The organism is Mesorhizobium sp. J8, from assembly GCF_016591715.1.
In the GTDB taxonomy this organism is placed as follows: Bacteria; Pseudomonadota; Alphaproteobacteria; order Rhizobiales; family Rhizobiaceae; genus Mesorhizobium.
This window is the reverse complement of the sequence record NZ_AP024109.1, coordinates 1,677,009-1,693,471: the sequence shown is the minus strand read 5'-3', so window position 1 is coordinate 1,693,471 and position 16,463 is coordinate 1,677,009. Positions and strand designations below refer to the sequence as shown.

12 protein-coding genes and 1 riboswitch are annotated in these 16,463 nt (G+C 60.2%); of the genes, 11 read left to right on the top strand and 1 reads right to left on the bottom strand.

Annotation, left to right across the window (positions count from 1 at the left end; all coding sequences use genetic code 11):
• Positions 1 to 605: 605 nt before the first annotated feature.
• Positions 606 to 1,553: an omptin family outer membrane protease gene (locus tag MJ8_RS07655; RefSeq protein WP_201413815.1), complete on the top strand. Its 948-nt coding sequence runs from the start codon at positions 606 to 608 to the stop codon at positions 1,551 to 1,553.
• 283 nt (positions 1,554 to 1,836) lie between these two features.
• On the opposite strand, the gene hemN is transcribed toward MJ8_RS07655, so the two are convergent.
• Positions 1,837 to 3,171 (bottom strand): oxygen-independent coproporphyrinogen III oxidase, encoded by a 1,335-nt coding sequence (hemN, locus tag MJ8_RS07650; protein ID WP_201413814.1) that lies wholly within the window; start codon positions 3,169 to 3,171, stop codon positions 1,837 to 1,839.
• A 1,117-nt stretch (positions 3,172 to 4,288) separates the two neighbouring features.
• Here hemN and MJ8_RS07645 point away from each other — a divergent pair.
• The 10 genes from MJ8_RS07645 to metK all read left to right on the top strand — a co-directional run bounded on the left by MJ8_RS07645 (position 4,289) and on the right by metK (position 16,238).
• Complete coding sequence (locus MJ8_RS07645) at positions 4,289 to 5,452, top strand: porin (RefSeq protein ID WP_201413813.1); 1,164 nt, start codon at positions 4,289 to 4,291, stop codon at positions 5,450 to 5,452.
• Positions 5,453 to 6,073: 621 nt separating this feature from the next.
• Positions 6,074 to 6,190: riboswitch (TPP riboswitch) on the top strand.
• Positions 6,191 to 6,294: 104 nt separating this feature from the next.
• Positions 6,295 to 8,154, top strand: coding sequence for a phosphomethylpyrimidine synthase ThiC (gene thiC / locus MJ8_RS07640; protein WP_201413812.1), 1,860 nt, complete (start codon positions 6,295 to 6,297; stop codon positions 8,152 to 8,154).
• A gap of 3 nt (positions 8,155 to 8,157) precedes the next feature.
• Positions 8,158 to 9,165 (top strand): glycine oxidase ThiO, encoded by a 1,008-nt coding sequence (gene thiO / locus MJ8_RS07635; RefSeq protein ID WP_201413811.1) that lies wholly within the window; start codon positions 8,158 to 8,160, stop codon positions 9,163 to 9,165.
• A complete protein-coding gene (gene thiS / locus MJ8_RS07630; protein WP_201413810.1) occupies positions 9,134 to 9,331 on the top strand; it encodes a sulfur carrier protein ThiS in 198 nt (65 codons plus the stop codon). The genes thiO and thiS overlap by 32 nt, the downstream gene beginning before the upstream one ends.
• A 3-nt stretch (positions 9,332 to 9,334) precedes the next feature.
• Positions 9,335 to 10,108 (top strand): thiazole synthase, encoded by a 774-nt coding sequence (locus MJ8_RS07625; RefSeq protein ID WP_201413809.1) that lies wholly within the window; start codon positions 9,335 to 9,337, stop codon positions 10,106 to 10,108.
• Entirely contained in the window at positions 10,105 to 10,710 is a 606-nt protein-coding gene (locus MJ8_RS07620) for a thiamine phosphate synthase (protein WP_201413808.1), read from the top strand. Before MJ8_RS07625 ends, MJ8_RS07620 begins: the two co-directional genes overlap by 4 nt.
• Positions 10,701 to 11,468 carry a hydroxymethylpyrimidine/phosphomethylpyrimidine kinase gene (locus tag MJ8_RS07615; protein ID WP_201413807.1) on the top strand — a complete coding sequence of 256 codons (768 nt, stop codon included), beginning with the start codon at positions 10,701 to 10,703 and terminating at the stop codon, positions 11,466 to 11,468. The genes MJ8_RS07620 and MJ8_RS07615 overlap by 10 nt, the downstream gene beginning before the upstream one ends.
• Positions 11,469 to 12,345: 877 nt before the next feature.
• Positions 12,346 to 12,702 (top strand): hypothetical protein, encoded by a 357-nt coding sequence (locus MJ8_RS07610; RefSeq protein WP_201413806.1) that lies wholly within the window; start codon positions 12,346 to 12,348, stop codon positions 12,700 to 12,702.
• Between the two features lie 949 nt (positions 12,703 to 13,651).
• Entirely contained in the window at positions 13,652 to 14,989 is a 1,338-nt protein-coding gene (gene glyA, locus MJ8_RS07605) for a serine hydroxymethyltransferase (protein WP_201413805.1), read from the top strand.
• A gap of 52 nt (positions 14,990 to 15,041) precedes the next feature.
• Positions 15,042 to 16,238: a methionine adenosyltransferase gene (metK, locus tag MJ8_RS07600; protein ID WP_201413804.1), complete on the top strand. Its 1,197-nt coding sequence runs from the start codon at positions 15,042 to 15,044 to the stop codon at positions 16,236 to 16,238.
• The last annotated feature ends 225 nt before the right edge of the window (positions 16,239 to 16,463 follow it).

Sequence of the window (16,463 nt, the reverse complement as noted above, 5' to 3'; positions counted from 1 at the left end):
TGGAGACGCGAGCGGCAACAATCATGCTCTAGAATGGTGGCAGACGTGGACTGCTGTAAATCAAAGCCAACAGGCGATCCTGGCGCGCTCGAATAATCGGCACCCAGAACCTGTCCCGGCAGACACAGCACCAGTCAGATACAGCCGGCGCCGCTGGTCGCACCGAGCGGGCGTGTCATGGCGGGGAAGCCCGGATCCAAGCGAGGGGCTTCCGCGGCATGGCTCCTCAACCTTCTCACCGGGAATTTGCGACAGGATCCTTTGGCATTGTCCGAGGTGCGACAAATGTCGGACATGCCGCAATCGAGTTCCCATGCATTTAAAGAGTTCCGGTCTTTGGCACGCATGTTGCTTCGGGTGTCGCTAAACGCCTCACGCGGAGGGTGTCGCAATGTGGACGATGTTGTCTCCCGGGATCAGGGTAGCAGACCTCTGATGGAGCAGCGGCAGCATTGCAAAACCGCAGCCGGGCCAAGCGCCTGCCCGGCACTTTCTGAGCATGATGCTCTTGCCTGGAGACCAACTCTGCAGTCTGACCGACCTGGTCAATTTCTGCATGTCCCGCGACAGGACCGGAAAATCAACACAAAAGGAGAAATTTGCCGATGCGGCGAGTGGTTTTGACATATATCGCGTTCTGCTGTCTGTCCGTCGGTGCCGCCGCTGCCGACGCTCCGGCGGTCACCGAACCGGCGGCAGTCGCCGGCGCTCAGTCCCCGGTCTTTTCATTCGAGGGCGGGCTGCGCTACTGGTACAGCAGCGGCAAAGCATCGAAGGACCTCTACGGCACCCACGGCGCTGTTCTGGTCTCGCGGCTCACATACAACGATCTGGATGCGCGTTCTGGCGAAGTCTTCTTCAACGCGACCCACAATCCGACTAACATCTTCATCAAGGGTTTTCTCGGTGCGGGCGGAATCGCCCAGGGCTCCCTTACCGACGAGGATTTCCAGCTTAAAAATCACATCTATTCGAACACGTTGTCCGATCAACAAAGCGGCCGCATTTCCTATTTCACCGCCGATCTCGGATACAATTTCTGGGACACGCCGCGCTACCGCATCGGTGCTCTTGTCGGCTACAATTTCTGGAACGAGAGCTACCACGCCGCCGGTTGCGAGCAGCAGGCGGCCAACCCGGAGGTTTGCGTGCCAGCCATTGCGACCAATACGGTCGGCATCAGCCAGGATAACGATTGGCATTCGCTGCGACTCGGGCTGACCGGGCAGACGCAACTCACCGAACGGCTCAGTCTTTCTGGTGACGTTGCGGTGCTGTTCACGCGGCTTGACGGCAAAGATCAGCACCATTTGCGCCCCGAGATCAATCCCCAACCCGAAGACGGCACCGGGCATGGCGTCCAGCTCGAGGCAATGTTGAATTACAAGGTCACGGATTTGTTCAATATCGGCATCGGCACCCGCTATTGGCGCGCGACATCGACTGGCGCCGCTCATTTCGAGGAAACGGCGGGTGGTGGCAGACCGCAGCGCCTGCATTGGGAGGCTGAGCGCTACGGCGTGTTCGCGCAGGCGAGCATCAAATTCAACTGAAAAAGCACCGCCAGCGCCAGTCGCATAGTCCTGAAAGAAGCGGCATAATCGAATTCGGCCTCAACTGCCACAAATGGCTGAGTCTCGTGGATGGAGCGGCAACCAAGAGGCTCGCGGGCAACGCATGCTCCCTCAACCCCAGTCAACGAAGTCGGACGAAGGTCACATCGCTGCGCCCAGCAGCATGCCACGCCCTGCCAAGTCAAAGGTGGTCGGCACGTGGGCGGCGCTCGGTCTCGGCCGTTCACAGTTGCGCTGTTTACCCTCGCACTCGCGCCTCTCGTTAAGGAGCAGCCCGGTCGAGAAAAGCATCGAATGCGGCAGCAACCGCGCGAAGTACAAAGCGATGCTGCCGCCTTACGCGAATACGACCATTTTCGACGTCTACTATCCCGTCCTCGGCCAAAATCGCCAAGCGTTCAGTTGAATCGAGAAAACGGATCGGATCAGATCCATGAGCGGCACAAATTGACGGCACATCGGCCTCGAGATCGCACATTAGTCGCTCGATGATTGCAGCTCTCACCCGGTCGTCGTCGGTTAGGCGCCAGCCCTTTGACGTCGCCAGACGACCAACTGCGATACGCTGCATGTAGGCATCCCGTGTAACTTCGTTCTGGATGTATCCTTCGCCGACACGGCCAATAGCCGCCGCGCCAAAACCGACTAGAGTTTTGCAGGTGTCGGCCGAGTAACCGAGGGAGTTGCGCCGCAGGCGCCCGGTTTTCTGACCAAGCGCGAGCTCGTCGTCCGGCAACGCGAAATGGTCGAGCCCGATCTCGCGATAGCCGGCGGCAATCAGGGTCACGGCCACGGCTGCATCCTGTTCGGCGCGAGCTTCGCTATCCGGAAGAGATGCTTCCTCGATGAGGCGCTGGTTCTCTATAAGGGCCGGAATGTGCGAGTAGCAGAACACCGCAAGCCGGTTGGGCCGCATGGCGACTGCCGCCCTCGCGGTCTCGACGCAGGATTGCACCGTTTGATGCGGGAGACTGAACATAAGGTCGAAGTTAATGCGGCTTACTCCGTGCCGGCGCAGCATTTCGACGGCAGCCGCCGTCTGCTCCACGCTCTGGACCCGGTTGATCGCCTTTTGAACGATGGGATCGAAGGTCTGGACGCCGAGGCTCGCGCGAGTCACGCCAGCTTCTCCTAAAGCTTCGGCCATCTCCCCCGTGAATGTGCGTGGATCGATCTCGACGGCGATCGTAGCTGTCTTATCGAGAGCGAAGCGGCGTCGCAGGAATTTCATCAAAGCGAGGAACTCGGCTGACCCAATGAGTGTCGGCGTTCCGCCGCCGAAATGCACGTCTTTCACGGGTAGCGCCTGTGGCGCCTGCTCCGAGACCAAACGGATCTCCTCACGCAGCATCGCCAGATAATTGAGGATCGGCGCATTATGGCGGGCGATGGCGGTAGGGAAGCCACAATACCAGCACCTGGATCGGCAGAACGGAACGTGGAGATAGAGTGACACCGGATCGTCAGCCGGCAGTTTCCTGAGCCATTCCTTATAAGCCTCGGCGCCGACCGCCTCAGAGAAGTCCGGAACTGTCGGATAGATGGTGTACCAAGGCAGGCGGGCCTGGCGATATCTTGTCAGTGTTGAGGTCTGCAACAGTTACCGTCCTATGCTGATAACTGCCATCCTTACCGCTGCGCGTTCCTCCGTCCTTGCGCTATGTCAGTCCGTTCGACGATGTTACGCCAACCGCCGCTTATTCGTCGGCAACTTCGGCGCCTTTGAGGACCACCACGGACGAACGACACGTCGATTGCAGGGTCGACCCCGCTGATAGCTGAGCCATTCGATTTGCCGGAACCGGTTCCTGGATAGTCCATCGAGCAAAACCACCGGTGGTTAAAGGCTCGGATGCAGCTATTGCTCGCTTTCACGTCGTCGGTTGCTTCAAGGCGGGTCCGACATCGAAATGGTTCACGTGATGCGCGAGGGTCGGCGTGGGTTGCTTTCATCCCTAATTCTTCGATCGCCGAGCAGTTCGAAATCCCCGCAGTTGCTTGATCCGACACCGTCGCTGCCGATCTCGTCGTTCCCCATCGAAAGATTGCAACGGAAGCTGACCAGCTTCGCCTCGCCGACGGTGGTCTCCGGCCTAACGATGACGCTCGCCGCCCGGGCCAAGCTGCAAGGATAGCATGCCCGGTCTCGCTCGTGACTATTATGTCGGCGTCGTGCGCACCCGGCCCGATATACCGAGCGGTGCGGCCGCATGGTCTCTCGATGTCGAGGCGCTCAGCAAACAAATGCTGTCGCCATTGAACGAAACCTGTCGCGTATCGAACACACGAACCATATCGAAAACATTTCCTTTTCTTGCTCGGCTCGATCTCCAGGGCAAACAGGAAGGGAGCGCAAACCAAGGTCCGCCAGCACATTGAGCGTCAAATCGCAGCTGCGTCGCCTAGATGGCACGTCATTTGCGCAGTCAGCTCTGGAAGCCGTTGTGAGGTTGCCCACAACTGGCGGAAATGACTGTGGCGATTGGCTCTGAAATGCTGAATTTCTCATGCGGTATTGCAGAAAGTAACATAGGCACAGCGGCTTATTATTTCAGAATATGACTTAGTCACCATCGCCTTTGTTCTTGGACCATCTCGTGCCGGGCTCGTCAGACCGGAAGAGGCGCAGCGCCGTGCTCGTCGTTGTTAGTCCGGGGGGGCCAGGTTCGCTTTTGGCGTCCTGCCATTTTTTTGCCTTTGAACGGAGATCAAGAATGAACACAATGGGCCTTCTTCTCGGCTCAGCTGCGACCCTGCTCGCAGTTTCCGACGCCCGCGCCGTCGACGCGATCATCGTCGCCGAGCCAGACGCGGGAGAATACGTCAAGATCTGCGACGTCTATGGCGCAGGCTATTTTTATATCCCAGGCACCGAAACATGCCTGCGCGTCGGCGGTTACATCCGCTACGACATCGGCTTAGGTGACGTCGGCTCTTTGGAAGGCGCAAAGGCAACCGACCACGACGACGGCAGCACCAACGCTACTTGGCAAAAGAATGCCCGCTTCGCGCTGAAGACCTGGACCAATCAGGAAACCGAGCTCGGCACGTTGAAGACCTATACCGAGACGCATATGGACTTTGGAAACCGCAATGCTTATCCGGGTCCGGACAGTCAAAACTATGCCATCAACAAAGACCTCAGCTTGACATTCGCCTGGATTCAGCTTGGTGACTTCCGAGTTGGCAAGGACTGGTCGGCATTCGATATGTTTATCGGCTATCCTGGCAACGTGCTCAATCAGCTGCTCGTTCCCTATGGTGAGTTCGAAACCAACGTCGTCCAGTACTACTTCGATGCCGCTAACGGATTTTCAGCCGTGGTCTCGCTTGAAGAAGGCAAAGGCGCGGCCGGCACAATCGACAGCTACGTTCCACACGTAGTCGGCGGTGTGAAATACACACAACACTGGGGCGCGATCACCGGGGTTGTTGCTTATGATAGCAATTACAAAGCGGTAGCCAGTAAGGTCCGCGTCGACCTTAATGTCACCGACGATCTGTCCCTATTCGGAATGTTGGGTTTCGGCTCCATTGGCAAGCTCAATGATGATTCCGCTAACGCAATCGACGCTCATGGTCGCGGCTTCTATAAAATTTGGGGCGGCAACTGGGCTTTCTGGGCTGGCGCCACTTACAAGTTCAACGAGACGACTTCGTTCAATCTTCAGGTCTCGGGTGATCAGCTCAAGAACTATGGCGTCGCTATGAATGTCGCCTATACGCTCGTTCCAGATTTCACGGTTACAGCCGAAGTCGACTATGACCGCTGCGGCGACTTCGGCGTCGGCATGGCGGACCCTTCCAAGGTTAACTGGACTAAGGCGGACAAAAAGAACAGCGTCGGCGGCATACTGCGTTTCCAACGCTCGTTCTAGCGGATGAAAAAAGTTGCATCTCAGCGGCCCGATTGTGCGAAACCGAGGCCATGAGCGACTGCCCACACAAAGCACCGCCTTCGTAGCGCCAGATCCTTGAGCCGATAGCCGTTCATCCCGCCGGTCCGGGCTGGTCGCGAAGAGACTGGTGGTCGGGGTGAGGATTTCCGCATCGCGCAGCGCAGGTCGTTCGCGCCGATAAGCGGGGCCATTATATAACATGCGGTGCCCGCCGCATTTGTATCTGAAGTGGTTTTCTTGAATCGATAGCGGAATGCTTTGCGATCGACATTCCAGCGTGCTTGAGTATCCGATTTCGGAAGCGTGTCCGGCCAGAATCAATTTTCAGGCAGCAGGACCATTTTTCATACTTTTTGGTCGGCCGAATGCGGCGCAGCCCACCGATGTGATGTGAAAACCTTTGGTGCCGATTGACGGGGTGATCATCATGCGATCGAGCTTCTTTCCGACGGTCTGGCAATTTCGTTATCCCTGCGGTTTGTGCCGGGAGTGATTTGTCGCCGTCACTTGGGCGCGTTTTTCCACTGACGTTTAAATCGATCGCGCCGGTCGCCGCCGGCATATGCGCTTGACAACAGGAGGACAGCCCGTTCAACTTGAAGCATTCACCAGGGGAGTCCCGGCAAGGGGCTGAGATACTGCTGGCTTTCGCGGCGCAGTGACCCGTTGAACCTGATCCAGTTCATACTGGCGTAGGGACGGTGCAAGCGCTTTGCGGGACTACATGCCCGAAGACCTGTGTCGAGCAGGCAGACCAAAGCGTCCTACATCCTTCCGGCACAGAACTGGGTCTCCAATGCAGCTGAGCAAAGGAGCCTCAAATGAATGCCTTGACCCCCACCGTTTCGACGGGATCGCTGCCCGCCTCGCGGAAGATCCACAAGACCGGCACTATCCATCCGCAGATCAGGGTGCCGATGCGCGAGATCAGCGTGCACCCGACAGCCGGCGAGCCGCCGGTGACGGTCTATGACCCGTCGGGCCCGTACACCGATCCCGCGATCGAAACGAACATTGAAAAGGGACTTGCCCGGCTTCGCCGGGACTGGACCGCCGCGCGCGGCGATATCGAAGCCTATGACGGCCGCCACGTCAGGCCGGAGGACAACGGATTTGCGACAGGCGAACGGCTGACGCCGGAATTTCCTGTCCGCAACCGTCCGCTGCGGGCCAAGGCCGGCAAGGCGGTGACGCAGCTTGCCTATGCGCGCGCCGGGATCATCACGCCCGAGATGGAATTCGTCGCCATCCGCGAAAACCTCGGCCGCGAGATCTTGCGCGGCAGGCTGCAACAGGACGGCGAGGCGTTCGGCGCATCGATCCCGGATTTCGTCACGCCGGAATTCGTGCGCGACGAGGTGGCGCGGGGCCGCGCGATCATCCCCGCCAACATCAATCATCCCGAGAGCGAGCCGATGATCATCGGCCGCAATTTCCTGGTGAAGATCAACGCCAATATCGGCAACTCCGCCGTCACCTCGTCGATGGCCGAAGAGGTCGAAAAGATGGTCTGGGCGATCCGCTGGGGCGCCGATACGGTCATGGACCTGTCGACCGGCCGCAACATCCACAACATCCGCGAATGGATCGTGCGCAATTCCCCGGTGCCGATCGGCACCGTGCCGCTCTACCAGGCGCTGGAGAAGGTCGGAGGCATCGCCGAGGACCTCAGCTGGGAGGTTTACCGCGACACGCTGATCGAGCAGGCCGAGCAGGGCGTGGACTATTTCACCATCCATGCCGGCGTGCGGCTGCACTACATCCCGCTGACCGTTGACCGGGTCACGGGCATCGTCTCGCGCGGCGGGTCGATCATGGCCAAATGGTGCCTGCACCATCACCGGGAGAGCTTCCTTTACGAGCATTTCGAGGAAATCTGCGACATCGCCAGAGCCTATGACGTCTCCTTCTCGCTCGGCGACGGCCTTCGCCCCGGCTCGATCGCGGATGCCAACGACAAAGCGCAATTCGCCGAGCTGGAAACGCTTGGCGAACTGACGAAGATCGCCTGGGCAAAGGACTGCCAGGTGATGATCGAGGGCCCCGGCCATGTGCCCATGCACAAGATCAAACAGAATATGGACAAGCAGCTTGCCGTCTGCGGCGAGGCGCCGTTTTACACCCTCGGCCCGCTGACCACGGACATCGCGCCGGGCTACGATCACATCACGTCCGGCATCGGCGCCGCCATGATCGGCTGGTTCGGCACGGCCATGCTCTGCTACGTGACGCCGAAGGAACATCTCGGCCTGCCAGACCGCAACGACGTCAAGACCGGTGTCATCACCTATAAGATCGCCGCTCATGCCGCAGACCTCGCCAAGGGGCATCCGGCGGCAAAGGCCCGCGACGACGCGCTGTCGCGGGCGCGGTTCGAGTTCCGCTGGGAGGATCAGTTCAACCTGTCGCTCGATCCAGAAACGGCGCGCGAGTTCCACGACGAGACCCTGCCCAAGGAAGCGCACAAGGTGGCGCATTTCTGCTCCATGTGCGGACCGAAATTCTGCTCCATGCGCATCTCCCATGACATCCGGGCCGAGGCGCAGAAAGAGGGGATGGCGGCGATGGCGGAGAAATACCGCGCCGGCGGCGATCTCTACATGCCGGTCGAAACGCCCGGGGCGGAGAAACAGGCCCTATCGCACGAAGACCGGGCGAAGGAAGATCGGGGGGCGCGCTGAGCCATGCGCCGCATTCTTGTTAAAGGTGCCGGTGTGGCAGGTCTCACCGTCGCCCATGAATTGGCCGCGCGGGGTGCGTCCGTCACGGTTGCCGAAATCCGGAGCCAGATCGGCGGCAATGCCTCCTGGCTGGCTGGCGGCATGCTCGCCCCTTGGTGCGAACGCGAAAGCGCGGAGGAGGCGGTTGTCACCCTCGGCAAAACCTCGGCCGACTGGTGGGAAAGGACACTGCCCGGGCTGGTGACAAGGGCAGGCACTCTCGTCGTTGCCCATGCGCGCGACGCCTTCGAGCTTGCCCGCTTTGCGGCTCGAACGCGTGCCTATGAGTCCGTCAACGAGGAAACGATTGCCGCCCTCGAACCCGACCTTGCCGGCCGCTTTCGCCAGGGCCTGTTCTTTGTCGGCGAAGCCCACCTCGATCCCCGCCGGGCGCTCGAGGCCCTCGCCGGCGAACTGCGAGCGATGGGCGTCGTCTTTCTTTTCGAGGCGGGCGAGGCTGCGCTTTCCGGCTTTGATCAGGTGATCGACTGCACGGGCATCGCGCGAACCGACGACGATTTACGCGGGGTGCGCGGTGAAATGCTGCTCCTCCACACGTGCGAGGTCTCGCTGGCCCGGCCAGTGCGTCTCCTCCATCCGCGCCACCCGATCTATATCGTGCCGCGGGCCGATCATCACTTCATGGTCGGCGCGACCATGATCGAAAGCGACCACGACGGACCGATCACCGCCCGTTCGCTGATGGAACTCCTCAATGCGGCCTACGCGGTCCATCCGGCGTTCGGCGAGGCCGAAATCGTCGAGACAGGGGTGGGCGTACGTCCTGCCTATCCCGACAATCTGCCGCGCGTGATGCGTCGGAAGGATGGCACGATCACGGTCAACGGTCTCTACCGGCACGGTTTCCTGCTTTCACCGGCCATGGCCGATCAGGCTGCCAGCCTTCTCTTCAATTCATCTGCCAATCTGGAGTCTGACAATGAAGCTGATCGTCAACGGCGAAGCGCTTGAGGCCAAGGCTACGACGCTCGACGCCCTTTTGAGGGAGCTCGACTATGAGGGCGGCTGGCTCGCCACCGCGCTGAACGGCGACGTGGTGCCTGCGGCCGAACGGGCGGAATTCCGGCTGAATGACGGTGATCGGATCGAAATCCTGTCGCCCATGCAGGGAGGTTAGCCGATGTTCGATCTTCTCGGGACAAAGCTTGCCTCGCGCCTGCTACTGGGCACCGCCCAATACCCTTCGCCGGCGATCCTTGCCGATGCGGTCAAGTCGTCTGGCACTTCGGTGGTCACCGTCTCGCTGCGCCGGGAAATGGCTGGCGGCAGGGCCGGCGAACAATTCTGGTCGCTGATCCGCTCGCTCGGAGTGAGGGTGCTGCCCAACACCGCCGGCTGCCATTCGGTCAAGGAAGCCGTGACGACCGCGAAGATGGCGCGCGAGGTCTTCGGCACGTCCTGGATCAAGCTCGAAGTGATCGGCAACCACGACACGCTGCAGCCCGATGTGTTCGGCCTAGTCGAGGCGGCACGCATCCTGTGCGAAGACGGCTTCAGCGTATTCCCCTATACCACCGACGACCTCGTCGTCGCGGAGCGGCTGCTCGAGGCGGGCTGCAAGGTGCTGATGCCGTGGTGCGCGCCGATCGGTTCGGCGCTCGGACCGGTCAACATCATGGCGCTGCGCTCGTTGCGCGGGCGTTTCCCCGGCGTTCCGCTGATCGTGGATGCGGGGCTCGGGCGGCCGTCGCACGCGGCAACCGTCATGGAGCTCGGTTTTGACGCCGTGCTCCTCAACACGGCGGTCGCCAAGGCTGCCGATCCAGTGGGCATGGCGCGGGCTTTCAGCAAGGCGGTCGATGCCGGTCGGGAAGCGTATGGTTCGGGACTGCTCGAGCCGCGCGACGTCGCCGTGCCATCGACGCCTACAATCGGCAGGGCGGTTTTTTCATGAAGCTCGATCCCTTCTACCTGATCGTCGACAGCGCGGCCTGGATCGAGCGGCTGGTGCCGCTCGGCGTCAGGTTGGTGCAGCTTCGCATCAAGGACAAGGACGAGGACAGGCTGCGCGCGGAAATCCGCAAGGCAAAGGCCTTGTGCGCAAGACACGACTGCCAGCTCATCGTCAACGATCATTGGCGGCTGGCGATCGAGGAGCGCTGCAACTTCGTCCATCTCGGCCAGGAGGATCTGCAGGCCGCCAACCTCCCGGAGATACGGGCGTCCGGCATCAGGCTCGGACTGAGCACCCACGATCATGCCGAACTGGCAACCGCCCTGGCAGCCAGGCCCGACTACGTCGCGCTGGGTCCCGTCTATCCGACCATCCTGAAGAAGATGAAATGGGCGCCGCAGGGGCTCGAAAGGGTTCGCGCGTGGAAGGACGCTGTCGCACCCATTCCGCTGGTCGCCATCGGCGGCCTCAATCCCGAGCGGCTCGACGGCGTCTTCGAGGCCGGCGCCGACAGCGCCGCGGTGGTGACGGACATAACGCTGAACCCGGATCCCGAGGCGCGCACCAGGGACTGGATCGGAAAGACGGCGCGATGGCGCTGAACCGAGACCCGCATGTGCTTGTCGTCGGCGGATCGGATTCCAGCGGAGGCGCCGGGATCGCGCGCGACATCGAGACGATTTCCTCGATCGGCCTGCGGACCTGTCTTGCCGTTACCGCCGTGACGGTGCAGACACACCAATCAGTCACGGCAGTCCACCATATGCAGCCCGGCCTGGTCGCCGATCAGATGCGCGCGGCGCTGCGGGCCAACAGCGTGTCGGCGATAAAGATCGGCATGCTTTCGACGGGACGTGTCATCGCGGCGGTTGCCGCCGTACTGCGCGAAAATCCGCGGATACCGGCAGTCCTCGATCCGGTGCTGGCTTCCTCGTCGGGCAGGCAACTGCTGGAACCGGGGGCGGTCGGAGTCTTGAAGCGCGATCTCATGCCGCTTTGCCGTCTTGTCACGCCAAATCTCGTCGAGCTGGCGATCCTGACCGACTCGGATCTGGCCGTGGACGACGATGATGCGCTGCGGCAGGGAGAACGATTGCTTGCGGCCGGGCCGCAGGCGCTGCTCATCAAGGGCGGCCATACGACGGGACCCAGATCAACGGACGTCCTGTTGAGCTCCGGACAGGAGTCCATCCGCTTCGACGTGCCCAGGCTTGCAGGATCGATGCGCGGGACGGGCTGCATGCTGGCGAGCGCGATAGCCGCGCATCTGGCCGGTGAGAAGTCGCTCGAGGAGAGCGTGAGCGAAGGCAAGCGGCTTATTTTCGAGAAGATTTCGAAAGCTGGATCGGACTCGCGATAGTCGCCCGTGCTTCGCCTTGAGGATCATGTTCGCGGCCGGTGCCTCGTGACGAAAGCATCTGGATCCTGACCGCTTTTGTGGCGCTGGCTGGTATTCGGTGAATGATCCTCGGTTAAGCGGACAATAATCGGCAGGAGCCAAGCACCCTATGGCTGGAGATAAAGGTCGTCGCTCTCGGCTAAAGGCCGCTGCAGGCTGGTCGCGAGCTGTTCACTTACAGCACGCAAGCCTCCAGCGTCGCCTGGTCATCGGGGAAATGGCGGTGAAACCTTGGTTCAAGGAGAGCTTGGCCAAGCGCGCTGCCGAAGGATTCAACCGGAGGCTCCTGCACCGGGTTTGCGGGCAAGGGTCTGGCGCCACCGGGGGCGCCATTTCGCAATCCGGCCAAGTAGTAGTCCCACCTCTCTTTATCTGGAACTCAGGTTTCCTGAACCGCTTCGCTTCGCCGAGAATGAGGGCTGGCGGATAAGGATCAGCGGGGCAGGCGCGCGCACACTGAACCTCGGAAGACCGCGCCTCTGTCAGAGCTCGGGGCAAAGCCCCTCACCTTCCGCCAAGGCATTGTGACCCCGTACTGAGGCACCGAGTCTCAGGCGATAATTCAAAATTCCGCTGCTATCGATGAGTTAGAGAAACCCGCCCTATGGATCTTGCGAGCAGGCTGACCAGCCTTTCACGTAAGACAGGCAAACGCTGCGGCGTCAGCATCGCGCGTCCATGCCGACTTAGTTTTGCTTCTTTCTCGTATCAAGAGATGGGCTCACGGATGAATCCGATGACGCCACTAGCCTGAAGTCGGCAAACTCCAGTCTTCGGAGGATCCATAGATCAGTTCACATGCTGTGTGATGACTGCGCAGACCTGCAGAGAGAGGCGATTGGACGAGCATAATCCCAAGGAAGAACCGATCGAGACCGTCTTCCGAAACGGCACAATCACCGTCGTCGGCATATTGCTGGCGTTTTCACTGGGTTTCGTCACACATTGGGCGGCAAACCCGGTGCCGTGGCAATTTTACGACCTGTTCGCAGTGATCCCGATCCTGGTCGGGATAGCATCGCAGTTGCGGGCGCTATGGATGTTGCTCGACATGAGTTCGCTGCGACGCCGCGCCTACGTGCGCGCCAACCGCACTTTCATGGCAGGCCTCATCGTGACCGCCTGCGGCGTCGGGGTGGCAATTCTGCTCGACCTATTCGAAGTGGCATCGACGGGCACTTTGCCTGGAGCCTAGCCAAGGATACCAAGCGCTCTCATACCCTAAGAGCACATCTCAGCGCTGTCGCGACGGCTGGCCTCGATCCTGTCGAGCAGGTCTTCTAAGCTCACGCCATCAATGGCGCAGGCCGCGTCACCCCAGCCGGTGCACTTCGACCCAAGGATGTCTGGCATCCTTCGAATCCCCACCATGCCGCCCCGTTGGCTTGAAACCATGCGGCTCGACCCATCTTGACCGGCATCTCGGCGAGCAGTTGCAACAGTTTCTTCAAAGAAGTTCATAGACACTTAGCAACCAGAAATCGCTGTGGGTGATAGCATATCTCAACGTCTGAGGTCAGTGAGAGGATTCAATACCGCGGTTCCCCTGATCTCCGACCGCCGAACTGGACCCAATCTATGGCTACAGGCCATGGCAACAAGAGCGCTCGTCCTAATTATACGTCTGCTTGCGTGCACCGAGAGTGTCCAGTTGTGGAACAATTTGGTTTGAAAGCTGCTGCATCTGCGGAGAGCGCCAGATGGCAAATTCAATGCAAAGAGTATCCAGTCTTTCCATATGGCTCGATGATGCTGAACAATGATGACACTGGTCAGTCGCTTACGGACGGCAGCGCATCTTGATCGCCTTCGAATCCTGGGCCTTTGCGCGCATGCAGACCTAACTGTCTGCGAGCTGGCAGACATTTTGGATCTACGTCGCGATCGCGTTGTGCGACATGTCCGGCTACTCGCCAGAGCGGACTTTCTTTGTTGCAACGAACAACGTCCGTGGCGCTCCTATCAACTCAAAGCACGAGGCAAGGACGGCGGTCTGATCCAATTACTAGTCGATCTCCTGCCCCACTGCGATGGCCATCATGAACGAGACCTACAACGACTCGAAGCGATACGAGACGAGCAGCCGAAGGGGGCAGCCTGCCTAATCGCGAAATAGATTGATCCAATTGGAGCGCGAACCCACGATGGACAACTCCGCCGATCTCGCCATCGAGCAGCCCGACACTTGCGAGCGCTCTTCCTTAGCCGCGGTTGATAGCCGTGTTCACGAACTGCTTCTGAGACAAGAGCGACAGGAGCGCACGACGCTCAAACTAATCGCTTCTGAAAACTTTGCCTCATCGGCAGTTCTGGAAGCGACCGGGTCGATTTTCACAAACAAGTATGCCGAGGGGTACCCCGGTGCGCGCTACTACGCGGGAAACGAGATCGTCGATGAGCTTGAGAACCTCGCCATTGAGCGCTTGAAGGAACTATTTGGCAGCGAACACGCCAACGTCCAGCCTTATTCCGGCTCGCCGGCCAATCAGGCTGTGTACCGCGCGCTTTTGAAGCCCTGCGACAAAGTCATGGGCTTGCCCATTCCGGAAGGGGGGCATCTGACCCATGGTTGGGCCATCAACTTTTCCGGAACTGACTATCGACGAGTCCCCTACGGGCTGCACGAAACAACGCAGCAAATTGACTATGACCGCTTGCGCGAGACAGCCAAGCGGGAACGGCCGCGGCTCATTTGGGTGGGCGGAACTGCTTATCCGCGTCTCTTTGACTATGCGGCAATGGCAGAAATCGCTGTGGAGGCGGACTCCTACCTTGTAGCCGACATTGCGCACATCAGCGGCCTGATTGCTGCAGAAGTACACCCGAACCCCGTGCGCCATTGCGACGTCGTCAGCAGCACCTCGCACAAATCGATCCGCGGCCCCCGCGGTGGCTTCATTTTGTCCAAGAAGGAAGATCGCTATCAGGCTCTGTATCATCCGAAGAGCAAACACAATCTAGCCAGGCGGATAGATCGCGCGGTCTTCCCTCACCTGCAAGGCGGGCCGCATATGAATGTTATCGCTGCGCTAGCGGTCGCCTTACAAGAAGCCGCGACCCCGTCCTTCCGTAGCTACGGCCAACAGATCGTCAAGAATGCCAAGACCCTGGCCCAGGCGTTGCTAGAGCGAGGCTATGACCTGGTCACCGGCGGGACCGACAATCACATGCTCATCCTTGATCTGCGCGATCGACCACTGTCCGGCAAGGCCTATGCCGAGCGATTAGCAAGGGCGGGCATCATTGCGAACTTTAACATGGTGCCGGGCGATCCGCGCGACCCGGCGGTTACGAGCGGAATTCGCTTGGGATCGCCGGCAGTGACGTCAATGGGCATGCGCGAGGGGGAAATGGTGCAAATTGCCGGCTTCATTGACTCCGTTCTCCGGCGGCCAGACGACGAAGATCTTCATGCCGGCGTGCGAAGAAACGTTGCCGAGTTGTGCGCGGCGTTCGAGGTGCCAGGCATCACCGACAGGTAAGGCAGCTCGAGCACGCGCCCACGCAACTCTAACATCCGACGCGAGGCATTTCATGGCTAGGCAGTTCGTATTCTCTTCCGAATCGGTAGGCGCGGGACACCCGGATAAGCTGGCCGACAACATCTCGGATGCTATCCTCGATGCGGTGCTCCGCTTCGATCCGAAGGCGCGCGTCGCTTGTGAAACCCTGGTGAAGACATGTGAAGCCTTGGTGAAGACAGGGACAGTCGTTCTGGCCGGCGAGATTACCAGCGACGCAAATGTCGACTACAGCCAGGTTGCCCGCGATACGATCATTGATGTTGGATACGACGATGAGGCCGTTGGCTTTGATGGCCGGCATTGCTCAGTCGTTCATGCCCTCACCGAGCAGTCGCCCGACATTAGCCAAGGCGTTGACGAAGGTCGGGGGCAGGACCTCGAACAGGGAGCGGGAGATCAGGGCCTCATGTTCGGCTATGCATGCCGCGAGACCGACACGCTGATGCCTTTGCCAATCCAGCTCGCCCACCGTTTGACGAAAAGGCAGGCGGATGTCCGCAAGGCAGGAGAGCTTAGCTGGTTGCGTCCTGACGTGAAGTCGCAAGTGTCGGTGCGCTATGAGGGTTTGCGCCCTATCGCCCTGGACACCATCGTCGTGTCGACGCAGCACGATGAGCAGGTTTCGCAGGAGACGGTCCGCGAGGGCGTCATTGAGGAAATCATAAAGCCGGTTCTGCCGCCCGACCTGGACGCGGAAGGCATCAGAATTCTGGTCAACCCAACGGGTCGGTTCGTAGTCGGTGGGCCGCGCGGCGACTGCGGCCTCACTGGACGCAAGATCATCGTCGATTCCTATGGTGGAATGGGGCGCCACGGCGGCGGCGCCTTTTCGGGCAAGGACCCGTCCAAGGTTGACCGCTCGGCAGCCTATGCCGCCCGGTATGTCGCCAAGAATATCGTGGCGAGCGGCCTTGCGGACGTCTGCGAGGTGCAGGTTGCTTACGCGATCGGCGTGGCAAGTCCGGTGTCTGTCATGGTCAACACTTTCGGCACCGCAAGGATTGAGGAAAGAACGATCGAGCGGCTCGTTCTTGAGCTGTTCGATCTCAGACCGAAGGGCATTATCAAGATGCTTGATCTCTTACGCCCGATTTACCGCAAGACCGCGACCTATGGGCATTTCGGCCGTGAAGAGCCTGAGTTCACCTGGGAGAGGACTGACAGAGCCGACGACTTGCGGCGCGAGGCAGGGCTCGCCGCCCCTTGAGAGCCAACGCAAAATGGAAGCGGAACACCATGTCATGACCAGACCTCGCGCAGCCGGCATGGCAGAAGGCCGGGAGGTCTGTTGCGGAGACGTTGATGCGCTTTTCATCGGCAATGCCATCGCCGAAATCATCGCCTCAGTAAGGGCGCGATGAACCTCAACAACGCCCGACCCGCCGAGCTGCTGGTTCACAAAGTTCTTTTGCCATAGCGGGTCGCCGCCGCA

Bases quoted from the DNA above. Each gene is read 5' to 3' on its own strand.
- MJ8_RS07655 (WP_201413815.1), top strand. From the start codon at position 606: ATGCGGCGAGTGGTTTTGACATATATCGCGTTCTGCTGTCTGTCCGTC.
- MJ8_RS07645 (WP_201413813.1), top strand. From the start codon at position 4,289: ATGAACACAATGGGCCTTCTTCTCGGCTCAGCTGCGACCCTGCTCGCA.
- thiC (WP_201413812.1), top strand. From the start codon at position 6,295: ATGAATGCCTTGACCCCCACCGTTTCGACGGGATCGCTGCCCGCCTCG.
- thiO (WP_201413811.1), top strand. From the start codon at position 8,158: ATGCGCCGCATTCTTGTTAAAGGTGCCGGTGTGGCAGGTCTCACCGTC.
- thiS (WP_201413810.1), top strand. From the start codon at position 9,134: ATGAAGCTGATCGTCAACGGCGAAGCGCTTGAGGCCAAGGCTACGACG.
- MJ8_RS07625 (WP_201413809.1), top strand. From the start codon at position 9,335: ATGTTCGATCTTCTCGGGACAAAGCTTGCCTCGCGCCTGCTACTGGGC.
- MJ8_RS07620 (WP_201413808.1), top strand. From the start codon at position 10,105: ATGAAGCTCGATCCCTTCTACCTGATCGTCGACAGCGCGGCCTGGATC.
- MJ8_RS07615 (WP_201413807.1), top strand. From the start codon at position 10,701: ATGGCGCTGAACCGAGACCCGCATGTGCTTGTCGTCGGCGGATCGGAT.
- glyA (WP_201413805.1), top strand. From the start codon at position 13,652: ATGGACAACTCCGCCGATCTCGCCATCGAGCAGCCCGACACTTGCGAG.
- metK (WP_201413804.1), top strand. From the start codon at position 15,042: ATGGCTAGGCAGTTCGTATTCTCTTCCGAATCGGTAGGCGCGGGACAC.